The organism is Rhodococcus sp. IEGM 1409, from assembly GCF_030056735.1.
GTDB lineage: Bacteria > Actinomycetota > Actinomycetes > Mycobacteriales > Mycobacteriaceae > Rhodococcus_F.
The window spans coordinates 195,069-213,815 of the sequence record NZ_JASHKN010000012.1 but is presented as its reverse complement, the minus strand read 5'-3'; the positions used below and the strand labels follow the sequence as shown (position 1 = coordinate 213,815).

The following is an 18,747-nucleotide window of genomic DNA, read 5'->3' as shown; positions in this document are numbered from 1 at the left end:
GAAGTGTCCACGATGTCCTGACACATATGTGTCCACTACGTCATGACACATCACACAACCGCCGGCGGTTGATAAAGGCGCACAGCAGGTGGTCACATATGCGTGCCGCCGTCGATGCGGATTTCCGTTCCGGTGACAAATGAGCCGTCCTCGGAAGCGAGCATCGCGATCACGCCGGCGACCGCGGACGGGGGCGCGAAACCTTCACCGATTGCCGGGGCCAGCTTGCCGAGCAGCGTGAAGTCGATGTCGGCCGGGAATCCGGGATCGGACGTCATACCCGAAGCGATGCTGCCGGGTGCGACGGCCACGGCGCGGAGGCCCTGCTTGCTGTACTCGAGAGCGAGTGCGTGCGTGAAGGATTGGATTCCGCCCTTCGACGCTGCGTACGCCGTCATGTAGGGGTGGGCGAACGTGGCCGAAGTGGAACTGAAGTTGACCACGACGCCTGCCCCGCTTTCGAGCAGTGCCGGCAGGGACTCCCTCGTCATGAGGAAGGTTCCGGTGAGGTTGACCCCGATGACGGTGTTCCAGAAATCGAGTGTCATCTCGTGGGTGTGCGCGGAGCGCAGAATGCCCGCCGCGTTGACCAACACGTCGAGACCGCCCAGAGCCTTGATCGCAGCGCCGACCTGTTCGCGAACAGACTCTTCGCTGGAGATGTCGACCTTCACCGTGGTGAGGCGATCGGAATGGCCTGCGTCCTTCGCGGCGTTCAGCGTCTGTTCGAGGCCGGTCTCGGAAATGTCGGCGGCGACGACGGTGCCACCTTCTGTCAGGATGCGGGCAACGGTGGCCTGGCCGATTCCGGATCCTGCGCCGCTGATGAGGACGCGCTTGTCGTCGAATCGATTCACGAGAAAACTCCGGTCTGTGGGATGGACAGCTGTCTGGTCTCGATTCTGCGTGATCCAGAGCTATCAGTCTGCTGGGCATTCCACTGACTGGGCAGCATCGGTGCTTGTTCGCCCTGGAATGCGACGAACAAGCACCGACGCGTCCTACAGACCCGCTGCCTGTGCGAGGCTCGGCAGATAGGTACTCGGCTGGCCGAAGAGCTGAGCGCTGCCGTGAGCACGCTTGAAGTACAGCTGAGCGTCGTGCTCCCAGGTGATCGCGATTCCGCCGTGCAACTGAACCGCTTCGGAGGTGATCTGCTGCAACGCTTCCGAGCAGTAGACCTTCGCCACCGCTGCGTCGTCGGCCGACTGCGTCGCCACTGCGGCGTAGGTCATCGACCGCGCCGTCTCGACCAACGTGTACATGTCGGCCATCCGGTGCTTGAGGGCCTGGAAAGAACCGATCGCGCGACCGAACTGCTTGCGCGACTTGGTGTATTCCACGGTCTGTTCGACGATCGCTGCGGCTGCTCCGACCTGCTCTGCGGACAACGCGATCAGGACGACGGTTCGGATGCGATCGACCAGGCCTTCGGACCACTGCAGCGGTCGACCGCGAACACCGGAGAACGTGACCTCCGCCAGCGTTCGCGTCGGATCCATGGTGGGGACGCGTCGGCGGGATACGCCCTCGGCCGCGGGATCCACTTCGTAGAACCCGTCGTCAGTCAGAACGAGCAGGGTATCTGCGACGTGCCCGTCGAGGACGTACGACGCTGTGCCGTTCAACGCATCCTCGGTAGCCTCGACGCCGAAGGTGCTCCAACCAGCGGCGCCCGCCCAGCACAGGGCGAGCGTGCTCTCACCGGCCGCGACACCGGGCAGCAGCCGCGAGCACGCGTCGCTGTCACCGGAAAGCAGCAGTGCCTGTGCGGCAAGAATTGCGGAACCCAACATCGGTGAGGGGGTCAGCGTGCGGCCAAGTTCCTCCTGGACCACATGTACCTCGCCCAAACCTGCTCCGACGCCGTCGAACTCCTCGGGAATCGCCAGCGCGGCGACGCCGATCTGCTCGCACAGTTTGCTCCAGAGCGCGGCGTCGTAGCCGATCTCGGTGGTGATGGCGGCGCGGACGGCAGCGGAGTCGGAATGCTTACTCAGGAGATCACGTACCGACGCGCGCAATGCTGCCTGGTCTTCGGTGTCGATGCTCATGACGCGACCAGAGCTTCGACGACGCGTGCGCGGTGCTCGGACGGCGTGCCCCACGCGGTGAGCAATGCTCGTACCTTGGTGAGCCACAGGGAGAGATCATGTTCCATCGTATAGCCGATGGCGCCGTGAACCTGGAGCCCGACGCGGGCGGCTTTGTAGGCGGCATCGCCACACGCGACCTTGGCGGCTGAGATGTCACGCGAGGCGTCGGCCGACTGATCGCGGACCGACAGTGCGGCCCCGTGCAGCAGGGGGCGAGCCATTTCCAAGGAGACGGCGACCTCGGCCAGGTGATGCTTCATGGCCTGGAACTGTCCGATGACCTTGCCGAACTGCTTGCGCTGCTTAGCGTATTCGGTGGTGACCTCGAGCAGCGTCTGGCCGAGACCCTGCAACTGCGCGGCAGTGGCAAGAGCGCCCATGTCGAAGGCCGCCGAGAAGTCGGCAGAACCCAGCGATTCGCCGGGGGAAACCTCGAAGAGTTTGCGGGAGAGATCCACCGACGCCTTGGCCTCGCCAGGGACGCCGAGTGAGACGGCACCGTCCTGTGCGAGCAGCACCAGGTCCACCGCATGGGCGTCGAGCGCGAACGGTGTGTGTGGGGGAGCTGCGACGGTTGCCAGCGAACCCTCGGCGAGAGCAGAGAGACGTTCCGGCGCAACCGAAGCCAGGAGCGTCGGTGCCACGGCGATCGTTTCGACAACCGGTCCGGGTACTGCGTGGCGACCGAGCTGTTCGAGAGCAACGACCAGATCGACGGCGTCGGCGCCGAGTCCGTCGTGTTCCTCGGAGATGACGAGGCCGTTGACGCCGGTTTCGGCAAGGCGCTGCCAGAGCTTCTGGCCAGGCTCGGTGTCACCGTCGTTCCACGAACGGATGACGGCGGGCATGTCGGACTTGGTCAGCAGTGCATCGATGCTTGCCGCGAAGTCCTGGTGGGAGGAGTCGAGCGCGAATCTCATCGGTCCGCCTTCGGTAGGCCGAGCAGACGCTCAGCGATGACGTTTTTCTGAATCTCGTTGGTACCTGCGTAGATCGGTCCGGACAGGGAGAACAGGTATCCGTCCATCCAGTTGTCGGCCAACTCGGCTTCCGGGCCCTGCAGTTCGAGAGCAGTCTCGTGGGTGGCGATATCCCACTCGGACCAGAAGACCTTGTTGATCGAGGACTCGGCGCCGAGCTGTCCACCGTCGGCGAGACGGGTGACGGTCCCGAATGTGTTGAGCTGGTAGGCGCGAGCACCGATCCAGGCGTCGGCGACCTGGTTACGCAGAGCGCTGTCGTCGGTTCGTCCGCTGGACTTGTACAGCGCGAGCAGGCGGTCGACTGTCGCGAGGAAGCGGCCGGGGCTGCGCAGCGAGAGACCACGCTCGTTGCTTGCGGTGCTCATCGCGACGCGCCAACCTTCGTTGACGTTGCCGATCACACCGGACTCGCCGGGGCTGGCCGGGTCGTCCGGGACGAATACGTCTTCGAGGAAGATCTCGGCGAAGCCGGGCTCGCCGTCGAGTTGATCGATCGGGCGAACGGTGACGCCCTTCGATCGGAGGTCGAACATGAAATACGTGATGCCCTTGTGGCGCTGCGCATCCGGATCGGAGCGGAACAAGCCGAAGCCCCAGTCTGCGTAGCTGGCACGCGAACTCCACGTCTTCTGACCGTTGAGCAGCCAGCCGCCGTCGACCTTCTTCGCGCTCGAACGCAGGCTCGCGAGGTCGGAACCGGACTCGGGCTCGGACCAGGCTTGTGCCCAGATGTCATCGGCACGAGCCATGCGCGGCATGATGCGAGCCAACTGCTCGGCATTTGCATGCTCGAACAGTGTGGGAGCCAACAGGAAGATGCCGTTCTGGCTCACGCGACCGGGCGCACCCGAGCGGTAGTACTCCTCCTCGAAGACGACCCATTCGAGCAGGGACGCGTCGCGGCCACCGAGTTCCTCGGGCCAGGAGACGACGGCGTAACCGGCGTCGGCGAGGGTGTGTTCCCACTGCCGGTGTTCTTCGAAGCCCTCGGCGGTGTCCATGGACTTCAGCGGAGTGGCGGGGACGTTCGCCTCCAGGAACGAGCGGACCTCGTCACGGAATGCGGTTGTGGCGTCGTCGAATACGAGATCCACTAGTGTGTTCCTTCCTGCGGTGTGCGAGCACTGGCAGCCATAGCTTTGGCGTCGAGACCACCAAGCGAGTCTTTGCCTACCTCGGCGTTGTGAGCGTGAGCGAAGTGATGCAGACCGAAGACAGAATCGATGCCGTTGCGCATCCCCATCTGGTCCTCGCACTGATTGACGGCTTTCTTGGTCAAAGCCAGTCCGAAGCGGGGCATCTCGGCGATACGTCCGGCGAGCTCGAACGTCTCCTTCTCGAGGTGCTTGCGGGCGACGACGCGGTTCACCATGCCGATTTCGTAGGCACGTTGAGCGGTGAACCGATCGCCGGTGAAGAGCATTTCCTTGGCGAATCGTGAACCGACCATCCACGGGTGCGCGAAGTATTCGACGCCGGGGATGCCCATGCGGACAACGGGATCGGAGAAGAAGGCGTCGTCGGACGCGACGATCATGTCGCAGACCCAGGCGAGCATGAGTCCGCCGGCAATGCAGGCGCCTTGCACCATCGCGATGGTGGGCTTGGGGATCTCCCGCCAGCGACGACACATGCCCAGGTAGACCTCCATCTCACGGGCGAAACGCTGGTCACCGCCTGGCTTGTCGACGTGATCCCACCACATGGTGGCCTTGTTCTCGTACTCGACGTGATGGTCGCGTCCCGGGGTCCCCAGGTCGTGACCGGCACTGAAGTGAGGTCCGTTGCCTGCCAGGACGATCACCTTCACGTCGTCGTCTTCGACGGCGCGCTGGAATGCCGCGTCGAGGGCGTACGTCACGACCGAGTTCTGGGCGTTGCGGTAATCGGGGCGATTCAAGGTCACGACGGCGACGGAGTCGCGAACCTCGTAGGTCACGACGTCGGCTTCGAAAGGAACGGTCATGACTGTTCCTCGCGCAGAACTGTTTTGAGGACCTTGCCCGAGGGGTTGCGGGGCAGGTGGTCGACGAAGCGCACCTCGCGGGGCACCTTGAAGCCCGCGATCTTCTCCTTGAGGAAGGCGATCACCGACTCTTCGGTGAGACCGGCACCGTCGAGTTGGGCGATGTAGACGCGGCCCACCTCTCCCATCCGGTGATCGGGGATGCCGATGGCAGCCGATTCATGGACGCCGGGCAGGCGAGCCAACATCCCCTCGATCTCGGCGGGGTAGACGTTGAATCCGCCGCTGACATACATGTCCTTGAGGCGGTCGGTGATGTCGAGATACCCACGCTCGTCAAGGGTTCCGACGTCTCCGGTGTGCAGCCAGCCGTCGGCGTCGATTGCTTTGGCGGTGGATTCCGGGTCGTCGAGGTACCCGAGCATGACGTTCGGTCCACGAAGCAGGATCTCGCCCTGGTCGCCGATCTTGACCTCGAAATCGGCTGTCGCGCGGCCGGAACTGGTGGAGACGGTGACCGGATCGTCGTCGGTGCGGCACATGGTCGCAACGACCGCCTCGGTCAGGCCGTATGCCGTGAGGACGGCGTCGAAAAGCTCTTCCTGCATGCGCTCGACGAGAGCAACCGGCACGGGTGCGGCGCCGGTGATCGCGATGCGGAGCGAGGACAGGTCGTACTCGCTGCGGCGGGGGTGGTCGAGGATGGTCTGGTAGATCGTCGGGGCGCCAGGCAGGATGCTGATCTTCTCGCTGTTGACCAGCGCGAGGGTGTCGTCGATGTTGAAGACGGACACCGGCACGATCGTCGCACCGTTCAACAGACAGACCAGGATTCCGGCCTTGTACCCGAAGGTGTGGAAAAACGGGCTGATGATGAGGAAGTTGTCGTCAGCGGTGACCTCGGCGCATTCGCCCCACGACTTGGCGACGGCGATGGACTGACGATGCGCGGTGATCGCGCCTTTGCTGCGTCCCGTGGTGCCGGAGGTGAAGAGGATGTCGCTGACGTCGTCGGGCTGCACCTTCGCAGCGCGGGCGTCGGCTTCGGTGCGGGCGGCGTCGGTGGCGAGCGCGAGGAAGTCCTCGAACTCGATGACGCCGTCACGGTCGTCGTTCCCGTCGATCGGTACCTGGATGACGGTGGGGATCGACAGGCTCGGGTTGGCGTCGAGCAACTGCTGGTACCGATCGGCCTTGAGGAACGTGCCGACGATGACCAGAGCCGCGGCGTCGACGCGCTCGATGATGTCGAGAGCTTCGGTGCCGGTGTATCGAGTGTTGATCGGAATGATGGCCGCGCCGGCGTACTGAGCGCCGAGCAGGGCGATCACCCAGTGGTACGTGTTGGGCGCCCAGATGACGACGCGGTCGCCTGCCTTCACCCCACGGTTGATCAGTGCGCCGGCGAAATCGCGGACACGCTGGTGTAGCTGTGCGAAGGTCAGTCGGGTGTCGCCATCGGCGATAGCCGCGCGCTCACCGAACTCCTCGGCGGCCCGGATGAGGGCTGATGGGATGGTTCTCGGTTGTTCGGTCACTGGACTCCTACCTGACACGCTACCTAGCAAGTGCTTGGTAGGTTATCTTACATATGTGGACCAGAGCGAGAGCCCGGACGGGCAGATGACGGACGACGAGTTTGCGACCACGGTCGCGCAGTGGTTGGCCGAGAACTTGACGGGCAAATTCGCCCAGCTCAAGGGTAAGGGCGGCCCCGGTAGCGAGCACGAGTTCTTCGAGCAACGACTCGAGTGGGACAAGCACCTCGCAGCCGCAGGATGGACGTGCCTCGGGTGGCCGAAGGAGTTCGGCGGGCGGGGAGCAAGCATCGCTCAGCAGGTCATCTTCCATCAGGAGTACGCGAAGGCCGGTGCGCCCGCTCGCGTCAGCCACATCGGTGAAGAGCTGCTCGGCCCGACGCTGATCGCGTACGGAACCGACGAGCAGAAGCGTCGATTCCTTCCGGGCATCAACACTGTCAGCGAACTGTGGTCGCAGGGCTACTCCGAGCCCGGCGCCGGTTCCGACCTCGCGAACGTCTCCACCACCGCACGCCTCGAAGACGGCAAGTGGATCATCAACGGCCAGAAGGTGTGGACCTCGCTGGCCCACGTCGCACAGTGGTGCTTCGTGGTCTGCCGCACCGAAGTGGGTTCCAAGCGTCATCAGGGTTTGAGCTTCCTGCTGGTCCCGTTGGATCAGCCCGGTGTGACAGTTCGGCCCATCCAGCAGCTCACCGGTACGTCCGAGTTCAACGAGGTCTTCTTCGACGACGCCGTCACCGACGCCGATCTGGTGGTCGGGGAACCTGGCGAGGGCTGGAAGATCGCGATGGGGCTGCTCACCTTCGAGCGCGGTGTATCCACGCTCGGACAGCAGATCGGATTTGCCCGCGAGCTCCGAGGCGTCGTCGACCTGGCGAAAGCCAATGGTAGTGACCAAGATCCGCACATCCGCGAAAAGATCGCCCGCGCGTGGGTCGGACTGCGCGTGATGCGCGCCCACGCGATGCGTACTCTCGACGCGGTCGACGCCGGAACCGGTGGCGGAGAAGCGTCCGTCGCAAAACTGTTGTGGGCCAACTGGCATCGTGATCTGGGACAGCTTGCGATGGACGTGCAAGGTGCGTCGTCGTTGGTTGCACCGTGGGCTGATTCCGAAGGCAATGCCTCGGACATCACCGACCCCGAACATCTCGAGCTCGACGAGTGGCAACGCCTCTTCCTCTTCACCCGCGCCGACACGATTTACGGCGGCTCCAACGAAATTCAGCGCAACATCATTTCCGAGCGCGTGCTCGGTCTTCCCCGAGAGGCTCGTTAATGTCTGACACCAAAGCCGCGTCCCCGCTTTCCGTTGCGCCCGAGGAAACGCCGGGCCACGGACTGCTCGCGGGGAAGAAGGCAATCATCACCGCCGCCGCCGGAACCGGCATCGGTTTCTCTACTGCGCGTCGGGTGCTTCTCGAAGGCGGCGACGTTCTCGTCTCCGACTTCCACGAGCGTCGACTCGGCGAGACGGTGGAGAAGCTGAAGGCCGAATTCCCCGGTCAGCAGGTCGAATCGATCATCTGCGACGTGTCAAGCACCGAGCAGGTCGACGCGCTGTTCGTCGGCGCGGCCGAGAAGTTGGGGCGCATCGACATCGTCGTCAACAACGCAGGCCTGGGCGGCGAGACTCCTGTCGTCGACATGACGGACGATCAGTGGGATCGCGTTCTCGACATCACCCTCAACAGCACCTTCCGTTCTACGCGCGCCGCGTTGCGGTACTTCAAGAGCGTTCCCCACGGCGGTGTTCTGGTGAACAACGCGTCCGTCCTCGGTTGGCGGGCGCAGCATTCCCAGGCGCACTACGCCGCAGCCAAGGCCGGCGTCATGGCGCTGACTCGGTGCAGCGCAATCGAAGCAGCGGAGTACGGAGTCCGTATCAACGCGGTCTCGCCCTCCATTGCCCGTCATGCGTTCCTGGCGAAGGTCACCAGTGAGGAACTGCTCGACCAGTTGGCTTCCGGTGAGGCCTACGGCCGCGCGGCGGAGGTCTGGGAGATCGCAACGGTCATCGCGATGCTCGCCAGCGGCTACTCCACCTACATGACCGGCGAGATCGTCTCCGTTTCTTCGCAGAGGGCTTGACCCCCGTGCGCGGTTGAGGAGTCCCTGGACTCGCTGACCGCGCACAGGGGAGGGCCCTGGATAGGATTGAATACATGACGCCACCTCGAAATTCCGACGAATCAACCGGCAAGTCCGGGCGCCGCGACGAGCTGCTCGAGATCGCGGCCGGGCTGTTCGCCGATCGCGGAGTGCGCGCGACGACGGTTCGCGACATCGCCGACGCCGCCGGGATCCTCTCCGGGAGTCTGTATCACCATTTCGATTCCAAGGAGTCGATGGTCGACGAGATCCTGCACCAGTTCCTCGACGAACTCTTCGGGAAATACCGCGAGATCGTTGCGGCGGGGTTGGACAGTCGCGCGACGCTCGAAGCGCTGGTCGTGACTTCGTACGAGGCCATCGACGCCTCGCATTCTGCCGTTGCGATCTACCAGGACGAGGTCAAGCACCTCGTCGGGAACGAGCGCTTCGCTTACCTGGCAGAGCGCAACACCGAATTCCGGGACCTGTGGGTCGGAGTTCTCGAAGCCGGCGTCGAGGACGGGACCTTCCGTTCCGACATCGACGTCGAATTGGTCTTCAGATTCATGCGCGACACCGTGTGGGTCGCGGTTCGCTGGTACCGCCCGGGTGGATCCCTCTCGGCCCACGCTGTCGCGGCTCAATATCTCGCGATCGTGCTCGACGGGCTCTCTGATCCGGCAACTGTTGGAAAAACTTCAAGAATTATTGCTGCACAACGAAACTAGGAGCTACCGCTATGTCAGAGGTTTACATCGTCGACGCCATTCGCACACCGATCGGCAAGAGGGGCGGAGCGCTGTCCGGCGTGCACCCCATCGATCTCGGTGCGCACGTCGTCAAGGCACTGGTCGAGCGCACCGGCATCGACCCCAGTGACGTCGACGACGTGATCTTCGGCTGCGTCGACGCCATTGGCGGCCAGGCCGGCAACATCGCCCGTATGTCCTGGCTCGCAGCGGGATTCCCGGAGCACGTTCCCGGCGTGACCGTCGACCGTCAGTGTGGTTCGAGCCAGCAGGCGGTGCACTTCGGTGCTCAGGCAATCCTGTCGGGCACCGCGGATCTGATCGTTGCCGGCGGCGTTCAGAACATGAGCCAGATTCCGATCTCGGCAGCGATGATCGTCGGCCAGCAGTACGGATTCGACACGCCGACTTCGGGTTCGGTCGGTTGGACCGAGCGTTACGGTGACCAGGAAGTCTCGCAGTTCAAGGGCGCCGAGATGATCGCCGAGAAGTGGGACATCAGCCGCGAAGAGCTCGAAAAGTGGGCACTGCAGAGCCATGAGCGCGCCAAGGCTGCGATCGCCGCGGGTCGTTTCGACAACGAAATCGTCGCCATGGGTGACGCGACCGTCGACGAAGGACCCCGCGAGACCAGCCTCGAGAAGATGGCGACGCTCAAGGTTCTCGTCGACGACGGGCGCATGACCGCAGCAGTGGCAAGCCAGATCTCCGACGGCGCGAGTGCGCTGCTGCTGGCGTCGGCGGAAGCGGTGGAGAAGTACAACCTCAAGCCCCGCGCCCGGATTCATCACCTCAGCGCACGCGGCGACGACCCGATCTTCATGCTCAGTGCGCCGATCCCGGCCACGAAGCATGCTCTCGCGAAGGCCGGTCTGAGCATCGAGGACATCGACATCGTCGAGATCAACGAAGCTTTCGCCCCGGTCGTCCTGGCCTGGATCAAGGAAATTGGTGCAGATCCGGCCAAGGTCAACGTCAACGGCGGCGCGATCGCACTCGGCCACCCGCTCGGTGCGACCGGCACCAAGTTGATGGCAACCCTGCTCAACGAACTCGAGCGCACCGGCGGCCGCTACGGCCTGCTGACCATCTGTGAAGGTGGCGGTACCGCAAACGCGACGATTATCGAGCGTCTCTGACCCCCTGCTGTGCGCCTTTATTAACCGCCGGCGGTTAATAAAGGCGCACAGCAGTTAGTTGTTCGGCACATCCGCGACCTTGATATCGAAGTTGGCGCTTTCACCGTCAACGCTGGTCACGGTAGCTGTGACGTCGTACTCGGTGCCCTCTTCGGTCAGGATGCAGGTGATCGTCGCGCCGACTTCGGCGTCGAGGTTCTCCGGACACGTCACGTCATCGGGTGGCTCGCCGATCTTCTCCGCGAGTTGAGTGGAGATCTGGCTTGCGACTTCGGACTTGTCCACTTGCGGTGTCCCGACGCTTGCCGAGCAAGCTCCCGTGGCCAATGCCACCGAGAGTAAGACGATTCCCACTGCAGGCCTCTTTGTCATGTGAACTCCCAGGGTGCGCCGGTGCTCGCTGCTGCCAGCTCTGGGATTACCGCATTTGGGACTGTTCAACCGAATTGCTCGACGCAGTTTTGCGAGGTCAGCGTCGGCGGACCGTCAAGTTGAAGCCTTCGGGCATGAGGGTGAGCCGTTCGGCCACCTTCAGTCCGTAATCCGGATCGGCTTCGATCGTGTATTTCTGCAAGATGGTGCCCAACACGAGAACCGCTTCGTGAATGGCGAATTGTCTTCCGATGCAAGCACGTTCACCAGTTCCGAACGGCTTGTACACGTGCGCCGGCCTGGCCTTGATGTTGGCGGGCAGGAAACGATCCGGATCGAAAGCATCGGGATCGTTGCCCCACACCGGATCACGATGAAGTGACGGGATGAGCACGAGCATCCAATCGCCCTTCTTCATCGGATACTTCCCGACGAGCGTGGTGTCTTCGAGTGCCGCGCGGCCGTATGCCGGTGCTGTCGGCCACAGACGCAGTGATTCGTCGAGGACGCGTCGTACGTATCGAAGTTTCGCGATCTTCTCGAATGCGGGCTCCTCGCCCTCCCAGACCTTGTCGACCTCAGCTTGTGCCTTGGCCAGTACGTCAGGGTTTTGCGAGAGGTAATACAGTGCGAACGACAAAGCGCCGGAGGTGGTTTCGTGCCCGGCGACGAGGAACGTCACGACCTGATGGCGGATGTTCAGTTCGTCGATACGGTTGGGATCGTTTTCGCGAGCCGCCCGCAGCATCAGTTCGAGGAGATCTTCGGGTCCCGGCTCGGTACTTGTGCGCCGGGCACGGATCACCTCGTCCACAACCTCGGCCATGTACGCCTTGCGGACCTCGTCACGTTGATCGGCGCGACGCGCGAGCACTCTCCCCAGGGCAGTCGACTTCAGGAACGTCGTGCGTTGTGAATGGGAGAGCGCTCCGACCATTGCTTTGACGAACGGATGCTGTTCTTCACGTTCGAAGGAGTCGAACGAGTAGCTGAATCCCGTGCGTCCGATGGTCTCCAACGTCAGCTTCGTCATGTCTGCGGAGACGTCGATGGGGGAGTCGCTGCCACGGCTGTCCCAATGGTCGACCAACTCGCCGGCCACGTCGAGCATCGTGCGGTGGTACGAGCGCATCGCAGTCTGGCTGAACGCCGGTGCCAGGAGATTGTGCGCCTTGCCCCAGTTGGGCTCGTGGTTGTAGGCAGTGAACAGTCCGTCGCCGCCGATTCCGCGTAGCGCCTTGACTCCGGGTGCGAGGTGTTTGGCGAACCGGGACTCGTCGGACAGTTCTGCCACCATGTCTGCGCCCGAGGCGAAGACGAAGCGATTGCCCAGGACGTTTCTTTCGAAGATCGGGCCGAGTTCGCGGCCGATGCTCACGGAGTTCTGCAGTGGCGTCCGGATATTGATCCCGAGGACGTCGCCTAGGACTGGCAGGCGCCACGCCGGATGCGGGATCCGAGCATCGCTCGTCGCCTCTGGAGTGGTGTCGACGCTCATGGTGTGCCCCCCGGTTGAGATCGCTTACTGAATTGGTGTCTAGTACGCAAAGTACGCCTTACTGAATCGGTGTCAAGTAGTAATCTGACTTGCCTATGGTTGCACCACGAAAACGCTTGGACCGAGAGCAGCGGCGCACGCAGTTGCTCGACATCGGCGCGCAACTTTTTGCCGATCGCTCGTACGAGGACGTGTGGATCGAAGAGGTCGCCGAGGTCGCGGGCGTCTCGCGCGGGTTGATGTACCACTATTTCCCGACCAAACGAGACTTTTTCGCGGCAATCGTCGAGCGCGAATCGCAGCACCTACTCGAGGTGACCGCACCGGACGCGACGCTGCCGGTGCGCGAACAGGTGGCAGCCGGGTTGGATGCCTACTTCGCGTACGTGAAGTCACACAGCAGGGGAGTGCGCGCCATCAACGTCGGGACGCTCTCAGCAGAGGCCGGTATCCGAGCGATCGTCGAACGGGAACTCGAACAGCAACAGGTTCGAATCCTCGACGCACTGGAATTCGAGGGCGAAGAAAGACAGATCGCTGCCGTCGCGGTGCGGGGATGGATCGCGTTCGTCCGGGCTGTCTGTCTCGACTGGCTCGATCAACCTTCCATACCGCACGAGGAGTTGAGGGTGATCTGTCTGCGAACCCTCTCCGGAGCTTTGGGTATCGACCTCGAAACGTGAAATGCCGACCGCTCGGGAGCGGCCGGCATTTCCATGGAAAAGTCCGACTGGTCGAGCGTCGAATAGAGTTCGTCCCAACCCTTGGCGACGTACATGTTGGTGTAGATGGACCCGTAGTAGGTGCTTACGCGCAGAACGGTGCCGTTTCCGGCCGGCAAGCAATGGCGAGGTCGGTCCGGGCGTCGATCGACAGGACCGCCCGGGGTGACGGTGAACCTGGACGACAACAGTTACGGCACAAGCGAACTTGCGGTGACGGCGCGGCGACGCTGACAACGGCTTCCGTCTATTCGGAAACTGTTTGATATCAGGCTATTTCGACTGTTGCCCGTGACTTGCGAGTGATGGCGGCACCGAAGGCGGCAGCGAGCGGGAACATCAGAACGCCGTACACCGCCGCGGGTACTGCCAATTGCACGTTGTCGAGGAGGCTGACGGCGATGGTGATCGCCAACGTGCTGTTGTGGATGCCGATCTCCATGGAACTGGCGATGGCCTGGCGGTCCTCGATGCCGAAAATTCGGGGAACGATGTAGCCGATCGAGAGGCTCAGCAAGCAGAACAGTGCAGCGACGACGCCGATGTCGACGAGATAGTCCGCGATGTTATCGCGCTCGGATACAACCGTTCCGACGATCACCAGCGCCAGAACAATCGCGGATCCGATGCGGACGGGCTTGTCCATGCGCTCGGCAAAGGCGCTCGAGCGCAACCGAACCCACATTCCGAGGACGACCGGAATCAGGACGATGGCAAAGACCTGGAGGACCTTCGTGAACTGAAGTCCGAGAGTGCCGTCCGCGTCCTCGGGTTCGAAGTACCCCAAAGCGAAGTTGGTGATCAACGGAAGGGTGACCACCGCGATCACCGAATTGACCGCAGTCAGCGTCACATTGAGCGCGACGTCGCCGCGGAACAGGTGACTGAACAGGTTTGCCGTGGTGCCGCCCGGTGATGCAGCGAGGAGCATCATGCCGACCGCGAGCAGTGGGTCGAGGTCGAACAAGGTGACCAAGCCGAAGGCTGCGGCCGGCAGCAACAACAATTGACAGATCAGGGCGATCGAGACGGCCTTCGGCGCTTTTGCCACGCGGGCAAAATCCCCGACTGTCAGGGAAAGCCCGAGGCCGAACATGATGATGGCGAGTGCGGCGGGGAGACCGATCGAGGTGAGTGCTGAGTCCATGAGTTAGTGGCTACTTCCAGTCACTGGGGGAATTTCACTGAAACTACCGTGATGCCCGGATCTGCGTGGCAGTTTGGATACATTGATGTATCGAACCGTGACGGCGTCGGTGAGCAGGGTTATCGTCGAATTATGTGCCGAAACATCACTGAACTTCGTGGACTCGAGCCCGCAGCTACGCCGGAGGAAATCGAGGCAGCCTCTCGTCAATACGTACGTAAGGTGAGCGGAATAGCCAAGGTGTCCGACGCCAACCGAGACGCCTTCGAACAGGCGGTGCGTGAGGTGACCGAAACGACGAATCGCCTGCTCAGTGCCCTGCCGCCTCGGAGACAGCCACCTCAGACAGTTCCGCCGTTGCGTCGTCCGGAAGTACAGGCTCGGATCGCAGCTCGCTCGTCCTGACTCGAGTGGATCTCACAGATATCGACGTATGGGACGTCGAAGCTTTGGATCAGCTGTCCGCTGGGCTGGAAGGCGTTCTGGTCGCTCATCGCGTCCGCGACATCCGTCGACGGCTGAATACGCTGCGCAAAGAGGCCGTCGCCGACGACTTGCATATTCGCCAGGACGGAACCGTCTCTGCGGTTGCACCCATCGCCGACGGTCACCCGCTGCACGTACACGCCCAACTGCTCGAGGTTGCCGTTCGAGAACTAATCGGTGAGGCACTGCTGGTCAGCGCGGATCTTCATCATGCGTTGTCTCTTCGGTCCCGGGTCGGCACCGACCTCCGTGACAAGGCTGTGCGCGTGGGGGAGGAGTGGCGAGCGTTCAGCCCTGATCGGCAGCGTCAGATGTTGCGCCATGCACCCAGTCTGATTGCCAACCTCGACGGCATTCCCGGAGCGGTCCGCAGTCCCGCCAATCTCGATCGGATTCAATCAGAACGAGCACGGCTGCAAGATGATTCAGTCCGAATCTCGCAGGAACTTCGCCGTGAGTTCTTCAGCGGCAGGCTGAGTAACACCGGGGCGGGCCAGTGGTACGCCGAACGTAAACTCGAAGATTTGGACGCGCTCGACGAGTTGTTTCACGCCGAACCTTGTCGACGGTTGCTGCTCATGGATATGCGCTCAGGTGAACGAGGATTTGCCGCAATTGCGATCGGTGATCCGGACATAGCTGATCACATCTCCGTGACGATTCCCGGATTGAACACCAACGTCAAGGACTCGATGCGCGGAATGGTCGGTGAAGCAACACGATTGCGAGCAGAGGCGATGCGTCAGCTCGAGCTGGCCGGCCGAAAGGAAAGCGTGGCAACGATCGCCTGGATCGGATACGACGCGCCACAGGTGATCGGGCCGGGCAAGTTCGACATCGGTCGCGCCAGCTTCGACGTCAGTCGATCGTCCAAGGCAGGCATAGCCGCCGACGCATTGGGCAGCTTCTTTCACGGTCTTCGCGCTGCATCGGTCAACGAAGGCGTCCATATCACCGCGTTGGGCCACTCTTACGGATCGCTCGCGACTTCTCTTGCGTTGCAACGTGGTGCAAGCGCGGCGGTCGACGATGTGGTGTTCTACGGTTCTCCCGGAGTGCGGGCCAAGGTCGAGTCGGACCTCGGTATCGCCGACCGTCACGTCTACGTCATGAAAGCGGAAGGTGACAGTATCGCGGGGTTCGGCCGTTTCGGCGGCGACCCGACGCGCACCGAGTTCCATCGGTTGTCCACGGCCGAAGGAATCACCCCGGACGGAGTGAAGCACGAGCGGGCGTTCGGGCATGCGGAGTACGCGAGGACCGGGGACAACGGCGTACTGCGCATGTCGGGTTACAACCTCGCGGTTGTGGTTGCCGGACTTCCGGAGTTGGCTGTCATTGCCTGACCTGCTGCCTTACAGTGGCACTCATGCGCCTGAGGCACTCGGCCAGGGGGTTGGTCGTTGACGACCAGTCCCGTCTTCTGCTCTACCGATTCATCGCGCCCGTGCATGGGCTGACGGTCTGGTGTCCTCCAGGCGGCGGCTTGGGAGGAGACGAAACCTCGCCCGAGGCGCTCGCGCGCGAATTGGACGAGGAGATCGGATTGCGCGACTACGGCGCCGCCACACATGTGTGGCATGAGGAGATCCGTGATCCGACGATAGTGCCCGGTTGGGATGGCGCGATCAATGACTATTTCCTCGTGCCGGTACCGGGCGCATTCGATCCTTGTGGATCGTTGGGGCGAGAAGCGCTGGCCGAGGAGTTGGTCGAGCACTTCGAGTGGTGGAGCGTTGACCGCCTTCTGTCATACAGCGGTCGAGAAGTGTTCGGGCCGCGCGATTTACCCGACCGATTCGCACGCCTGGTCAAGGATGGGACGCCGAGTTCGCCGGATCTGTTTGTTCGGACACTGTGAGGGCTGCGAGGCATTCCCTTAATCGAGCATTTCGGCGTCGAAAGGCGGCTACGCTGGGCTTATGGAGCACTACGTGCGCAAGGAGCCCATCCCGTACGCGTCTACGGCAGCGCCGGTCACTTCTCGCAACCGGTTCAGAAGGATGTTCCGAGAACTGTGGATGGCTCTCCGAGGGCTGATGCGCGATCGTAAGGCGAGCCGGTACACCTCGCTCGCTCCGCGTCATCCCGACGGATCACGTACCGCCGTAACGTCTTTCAACAGTAGTGGTGGCGGGAAGTAGGTAGCGGTGTACAACACTGCCCGGCAGCCGTCGAAATTTCGACGAGCACCGGGCAGCGACGCACTAATTGAGCTTGGGTCAGCGGAGGTACTGTCCGCAAACCGGCCACGCGCCGACGCCCTGACCGGCAAGGACGTTTTCCGCGACGCGGACCTGCTCTGCCTGGCTGGCGTTGGCTGCAGTGCCCGCTCCGCCGTAGGCTGCCCACGTGCTCTGGCTGAACTGGAGCCCGCCGTAGTAGCCGTTTCCGGTGTTGGCAGCCCAGTTGCCCGAAGATTCGCACTCAGCGACACCCGACCAGTCGTGGGTGGCTGCGGATGCGGTGCCGGCGCTCAGTCCAATAGCTCCGGCTGCGAGGGCTCCGGCTGCGGCGACAGAAGCAAGGGCGCGGGTAACGGTGGTCTTGGTCATTTGGGTAAATCCTCTCGAGTCACGCCGGCGGAGGACGGTGACCGTCTCAGCTCCGCTCCCACCACTAGGAATGTTGTCGAATCCGAACCGCGGGGTGGGACTGGCGGTGGCGATTCGGTAATGCCCGGTTGATCGGGCTGTCACCAACCATAGGAGATGATTACGGATTGGTCACGGGTCGGCGTGTCGACACAGGTTTGTGCAACAGAAATGCATCAAAGAGTGTTTTCCCAGGTCGTGCGGCGATATGCCACCGCGCCGGCGTTACATAATCGAGATAAAGTGTGATGCAAGTCACCGAAAAAGCGCGCCTAGGGCATCGATATGCAGCGAATGTGTCGCCCGATGGGCTCGTTCTGTCGACTTTTCGACCCCGGTTTTGGTCGCGCTGGAGCCAGAATCGAGCCTCGATTGTTGTCGACCGACCGACCCGATTTACCTGTGGGGCAGCAGAATTGAAAACGAGTATCGCGCTGCTGGCTCTAGGATCAGACGAGATTCTTGCTCGCCTTGATCCGCCGCCGGATGTCGCGCATCTGAATGGTGTTGCCGGCCTGACGGATGGAGCGTGGGATGAACCTGTTGACAATCGACACGAAGATGAAGAGGTTTTCGAATCGACGGCGATCATCTTCGGTCCACTCGAGGTCGAGTTCGTCGCGGTAGATCGGTGGAAGGAATCCGACCGTCAGGAACCGCAGCAAGTTTCGGAACACCAGGCGTATCGGCCAGGCGATCATCTGTAGATTGACCAGGTCGATCAGATATTGCTTGGTGCGTTCGTCGATGACGACGCGTTCGCAACCGAGGTTCCAGTAGCGCTCGAAATCTGCGCGGGTGGCCGGCCACATCTCTTCGGTGACCTGCAGTGTCGTTCCCAAAGTTGATGCGGACTGATAGAACGATTCCGCCTGTTCTTCGGACATCTTGCCGTGCAACAACTGATGGCTGTCTTCGAAACCGATGAACAGGCAAGCGGCAACCCATAATTGGAGTTCGCGATTGAAGGCGTTGTACTTGACAGGGCTGTTCGCATCGGACTTCACGTGCCGGTGCACCGAGTTCACGGCCTCGCGGTAGGCCTTTCGCTCTTCCTCGTTGCCCAGGATCGCGACGGTGAGGTACTGCGTTGTTGTCCGTGCGCGTTTCCACGGATGCGCGGTCAGAGCACCCGATTCGACCTTGCTCTCCATGACGCCGTATGCCACCTCGGGCCAACCGAGTTGCAGGATGACGTTGGCGGCGGCCCCTGCGAATGACCAGAAATCGAGTGCGTCGGTGATGTGTGCGGGTTTGCGGGCCCACCGCTTACGCTCGGTAGTGATGGTTATGCGTGTCTGATCGGTTCGAAGAGACGACTCGGAGTTTCCCGAATTTAGGTAGTGAGTGGGCATCG

Annotated in this window: 18 protein-coding genes and 1 pseudogene; 8 read left to right on the top strand and 11 right to left on the bottom strand. The window is 62.5% G+C overall.

All coding sequences use genetic code 11. The features are described 5' to 3' along the window. Positions 1-92 precede the first annotated feature (92 nt). The 6 genes from QM716_RS26100 to QM716_RS26075 all read right to left on the bottom strand — a co-directional run bounded on the left by QM716_RS26100 (position 93) and on the right by QM716_RS26075 (position 6,583). Positions 93-857, bottom strand: coding sequence for an SDR family NAD(P)-dependent oxidoreductase (locus tag QM716_RS26100; protein ID WP_283307090.1), 765 nt, complete (start codon positions 855-857; stop codon positions 93-95). 144 nt (positions 858-1,001) lie between these two features. Next, positions 1,002-2,054 (bottom strand): acyl-CoA dehydrogenase family protein, encoded by a 1,053-nt coding sequence (locus QM716_RS26095; RefSeq protein ID WP_283307089.1) that lies wholly within the window; start codon positions 2,052-2,054, stop codon positions 1,002-1,004. Further along, complete coding sequence (locus QM716_RS26090; RefSeq protein WP_283307088.1) at positions 2,051-3,016, bottom strand: acyl-CoA dehydrogenase family protein; 966 nt, start codon at positions 3,014-3,016, stop codon at positions 2,051-2,053. Before QM716_RS26090 ends, QM716_RS26095 begins: the two co-directional genes overlap by 4 nt. Then, a complete protein-coding gene (locus QM716_RS26085) occupies positions 3,013-4,173 on the bottom strand; it encodes an acyl-CoA dehydrogenase family protein (protein WP_283307087.1) in 1,161 nt (386 codons plus the stop codon). Before QM716_RS26085 ends, QM716_RS26090 begins: the two co-directional genes overlap by 4 nt. Next, positions 4,173-5,045, bottom strand: a complete 873-nt coding sequence (locus tag QM716_RS26080; RefSeq protein WP_283307086.1) for an enoyl-CoA hydratase — start codon at positions 5,043-5,045, stop codon at positions 4,173-4,175. Before QM716_RS26080 ends, QM716_RS26085 begins: the two co-directional genes overlap by 1 nt. After that, positions 5,042-6,583, bottom strand: coding sequence for a FadD3 family acyl-CoA ligase (locus tag QM716_RS26075; RefSeq protein ID WP_283307085.1), 1,542 nt, complete (start codon positions 6,581-6,583; stop codon positions 5,042-5,044). Before QM716_RS26075 ends, QM716_RS26080 begins: the two co-directional genes overlap by 4 nt. Positions 6,584-6,638: 55 nt before the next feature. Here QM716_RS26075 and QM716_RS26070 point away from each other — a divergent pair, with 55 nt between their 5' ends. The 4 genes from QM716_RS26070 (at position 6,639) to QM716_RS26055 (ending at position 10,571) form a co-directional block, all read left to right on the top strand. Next, entirely contained in the window at positions 6,639-7,868 is a 1,230-nt protein-coding gene (locus QM716_RS26070; RefSeq protein WP_283307084.1) for an acyl-CoA dehydrogenase family protein, read from the top strand. After that, positions 7,868-8,680 (top strand): SDR family oxidoreductase, encoded by an 813-nt coding sequence (locus QM716_RS26065; RefSeq protein WP_283307083.1) that lies wholly within the window; start codon positions 7,868-7,870, stop codon positions 8,678-8,680. The genes QM716_RS26070 and QM716_RS26065 overlap by 1 nt, the downstream gene beginning before the upstream one ends. 74 nt (positions 8,681-8,754) lie before the next feature. After that, the gene (locus tag QM716_RS26060) at positions 8,755-9,411 is read left to right on the top strand and encodes a TetR/AcrR family transcriptional regulator (RefSeq protein ID WP_283307082.1); all 657 of its coding nucleotides are present in this window, start codon (positions 8,755-8,757) and stop codon (positions 9,409-9,411) included. Between the two features lie 11 nt (positions 9,412-9,422). Continuing rightward, positions 9,423-10,571, top strand: a complete 1,149-nt coding sequence (locus QM716_RS26055; protein ID WP_283307081.1) for an acetyl-CoA C-acetyltransferase — start codon at positions 9,423-9,425, stop codon at positions 10,569-10,571. Positions 10,572-10,625: 54 nt separating this feature from the next. On the opposite strand, the gene QM716_RS26050 is transcribed toward QM716_RS26055, so the two are convergent. Further along, positions 10,626-10,943: a DUF4333 domain-containing protein gene (locus QM716_RS26050; protein ID WP_283307079.1), complete on the bottom strand. Its 318-nt coding sequence runs from the start codon at positions 10,941-10,943 to the stop codon at positions 10,626-10,628. Positions 10,944-11,040: 97 nt separating this feature from the next. Continuing rightward, positions 11,041-12,441 (bottom strand): cytochrome P450, encoded by a 1,401-nt coding sequence (locus QM716_RS26045; protein ID WP_283307078.1) that lies wholly within the window; start codon positions 12,439-12,441, stop codon positions 11,041-11,043. A 95-nt stretch (positions 12,442-12,536) separates the two neighbouring features. On the opposite strand from QM716_RS26045, the gene QM716_RS26040 reads away from it, so the two are divergent. Continuing rightward, a complete protein-coding gene (locus QM716_RS26040) occupies positions 12,537-13,124 on the top strand; it encodes a TetR/AcrR family transcriptional regulator (RefSeq protein ID WP_283307077.1) in 588 nt (195 codons plus the stop codon). 307 nt (positions 13,125-13,431) lie between these two features. Here QM716_RS26040 and QM716_RS26035 read toward each other — a convergent pair whose 3' ends face one another. After that, positions 13,432-14,310 carry a bile acid:sodium symporter family protein gene (locus QM716_RS26035; RefSeq protein WP_283307076.1) on the bottom strand — a complete coding sequence of 293 codons (879 nt, stop codon included), beginning with the start codon at positions 14,308-14,310 and terminating at the stop codon, positions 13,432-13,434. 132 nt (positions 14,311-14,442) lie between these two features. Here QM716_RS26035 and QM716_RS26030 point away from each other — a divergent pair, with 132 nt between their 5' ends. Genes QM716_RS26030 through QM716_RS26020 form a run of 3 tightly spaced genes read left to right on the top strand, consistent with a single transcriptional unit; the run spans position 14,443 to position 16,657 of the window. Beyond that, on the top strand, positions 14,443-14,715 hold the full coding sequence (locus tag QM716_RS26030; protein ID WP_283307075.1) for a DUF2277 domain-containing protein: 273 nt from the start codon (positions 14,443-14,445) through the stop codon (positions 14,713-14,715). 5 nt (positions 14,716-14,720) lie between these two features. Beyond that, the gene (locus QM716_RS26025; RefSeq protein ID WP_283307074.1) at positions 14,721-16,142 is read left to right on the top strand and encodes an alpha/beta hydrolase; all 1,422 of its coding nucleotides are present in this window, start codon (positions 14,721-14,723) and stop codon (positions 16,140-16,142) included. A gap of 23 nt (positions 16,143-16,165) precedes the next feature. Further along, a complete protein-coding gene (locus QM716_RS26020; protein WP_283307073.1) occupies positions 16,166-16,657 on the top strand; it encodes an NUDIX domain-containing protein in 492 nt (163 codons plus the stop codon). A gap of 367 nt (positions 16,658-17,024) precedes the next feature. Here QM716_RS26020 and QM716_RS26015 read toward each other — a convergent pair. Further along, a pseudogene (locus QM716_RS26015) lies at positions 17,025-17,351 on the bottom strand (transglycosylase family protein); the annotation flags it as partial. Between the two features lie 488 nt (positions 17,352-17,839). After that, positions 17,840-18,745: an oxygenase MpaB family protein gene (locus QM716_RS26010; RefSeq protein ID WP_283307071.1), complete on the bottom strand. Its 906-nt coding sequence runs from the start codon at positions 18,743-18,745 to the stop codon at positions 17,840-17,842. Between the last annotated feature and the right edge of the window lie 2 nt (positions 18,746-18,747).

Coding starts and splice junctions, on each gene's coding strand:
- QM716_RS26095 (WP_283307089.1), bottom strand. CDS start 2,054: ATGAGCATCGACACCGAAGACCAGGCAGCATTGCGCGCGTCGGTACGT.
- QM716_RS26090 (WP_283307088.1), bottom strand. CDS start 3,016: ATGAGATTCGCGCTCGACTCCTCCCACCAGGACTTCGCGGCAAGCATC.
- QM716_RS26080 (WP_283307086.1), bottom strand. CDS start 5,045: ATGACCGTTCCTTTCGAAGCCGACGTCGTGACCTACGAGGTTCGCGAC.
- QM716_RS26065 (WP_283307083.1), top strand. CDS start 7,868: ATGTCTGACACCAAAGCCGCGTCCCCGCTTTCCGTTGCGCCCGAGGAA.
- QM716_RS26060 (WP_283307082.1), top strand. CDS start 8,755: ATGACGCCACCTCGAAATTCCGACGAATCAACCGGCAAGTCCGGGCGC.
- QM716_RS26055 (WP_283307081.1), top strand. CDS start 9,423: ATGTCAGAGGTTTACATCGTCGACGCCATTCGCACACCGATCGGCAAG.
- QM716_RS26050 (WP_283307079.1), bottom strand. CDS start 10,943: ATGACAAAGAGGCCTGCAGTGGGAATCGTCTTACTCTCGGTGGCATTG.
- QM716_RS26045 (WP_283307078.1), bottom strand. CDS start 12,441: ATGAGCGTCGACACCACTCCAGAGGCGACGAGCGATGCTCGGATCCCG.
- QM716_RS26040 (WP_283307077.1), top strand. CDS start 12,537: ATGGTTGCACCACGAAAACGCTTGGACCGAGAGCAGCGGCGCACGCAG.
- QM716_RS26035 (WP_283307076.1), bottom strand. CDS start 14,310: ATGGACTCAGCACTCACCTCGATCGGTCTCCCCGCCGCACTCGCCATC.
- QM716_RS26030 (WP_283307075.1), top strand. CDS start 14,443: ATGTGCCGAAACATCACTGAACTTCGTGGACTCGAGCCCGCAGCTACG.
- QM716_RS26020 (WP_283307073.1), top strand. CDS start 16,166: ATGCGCCTGAGGCACTCGGCCAGGGGGTTGGTCGTTGACGACCAGTCC.
- QM716_RS26010 (WP_283307071.1), bottom strand. CDS start 18,745: ATGCCCACTCACTACCTAAATTCGGGAAACTCCGAGTCGTCTCTTCGA.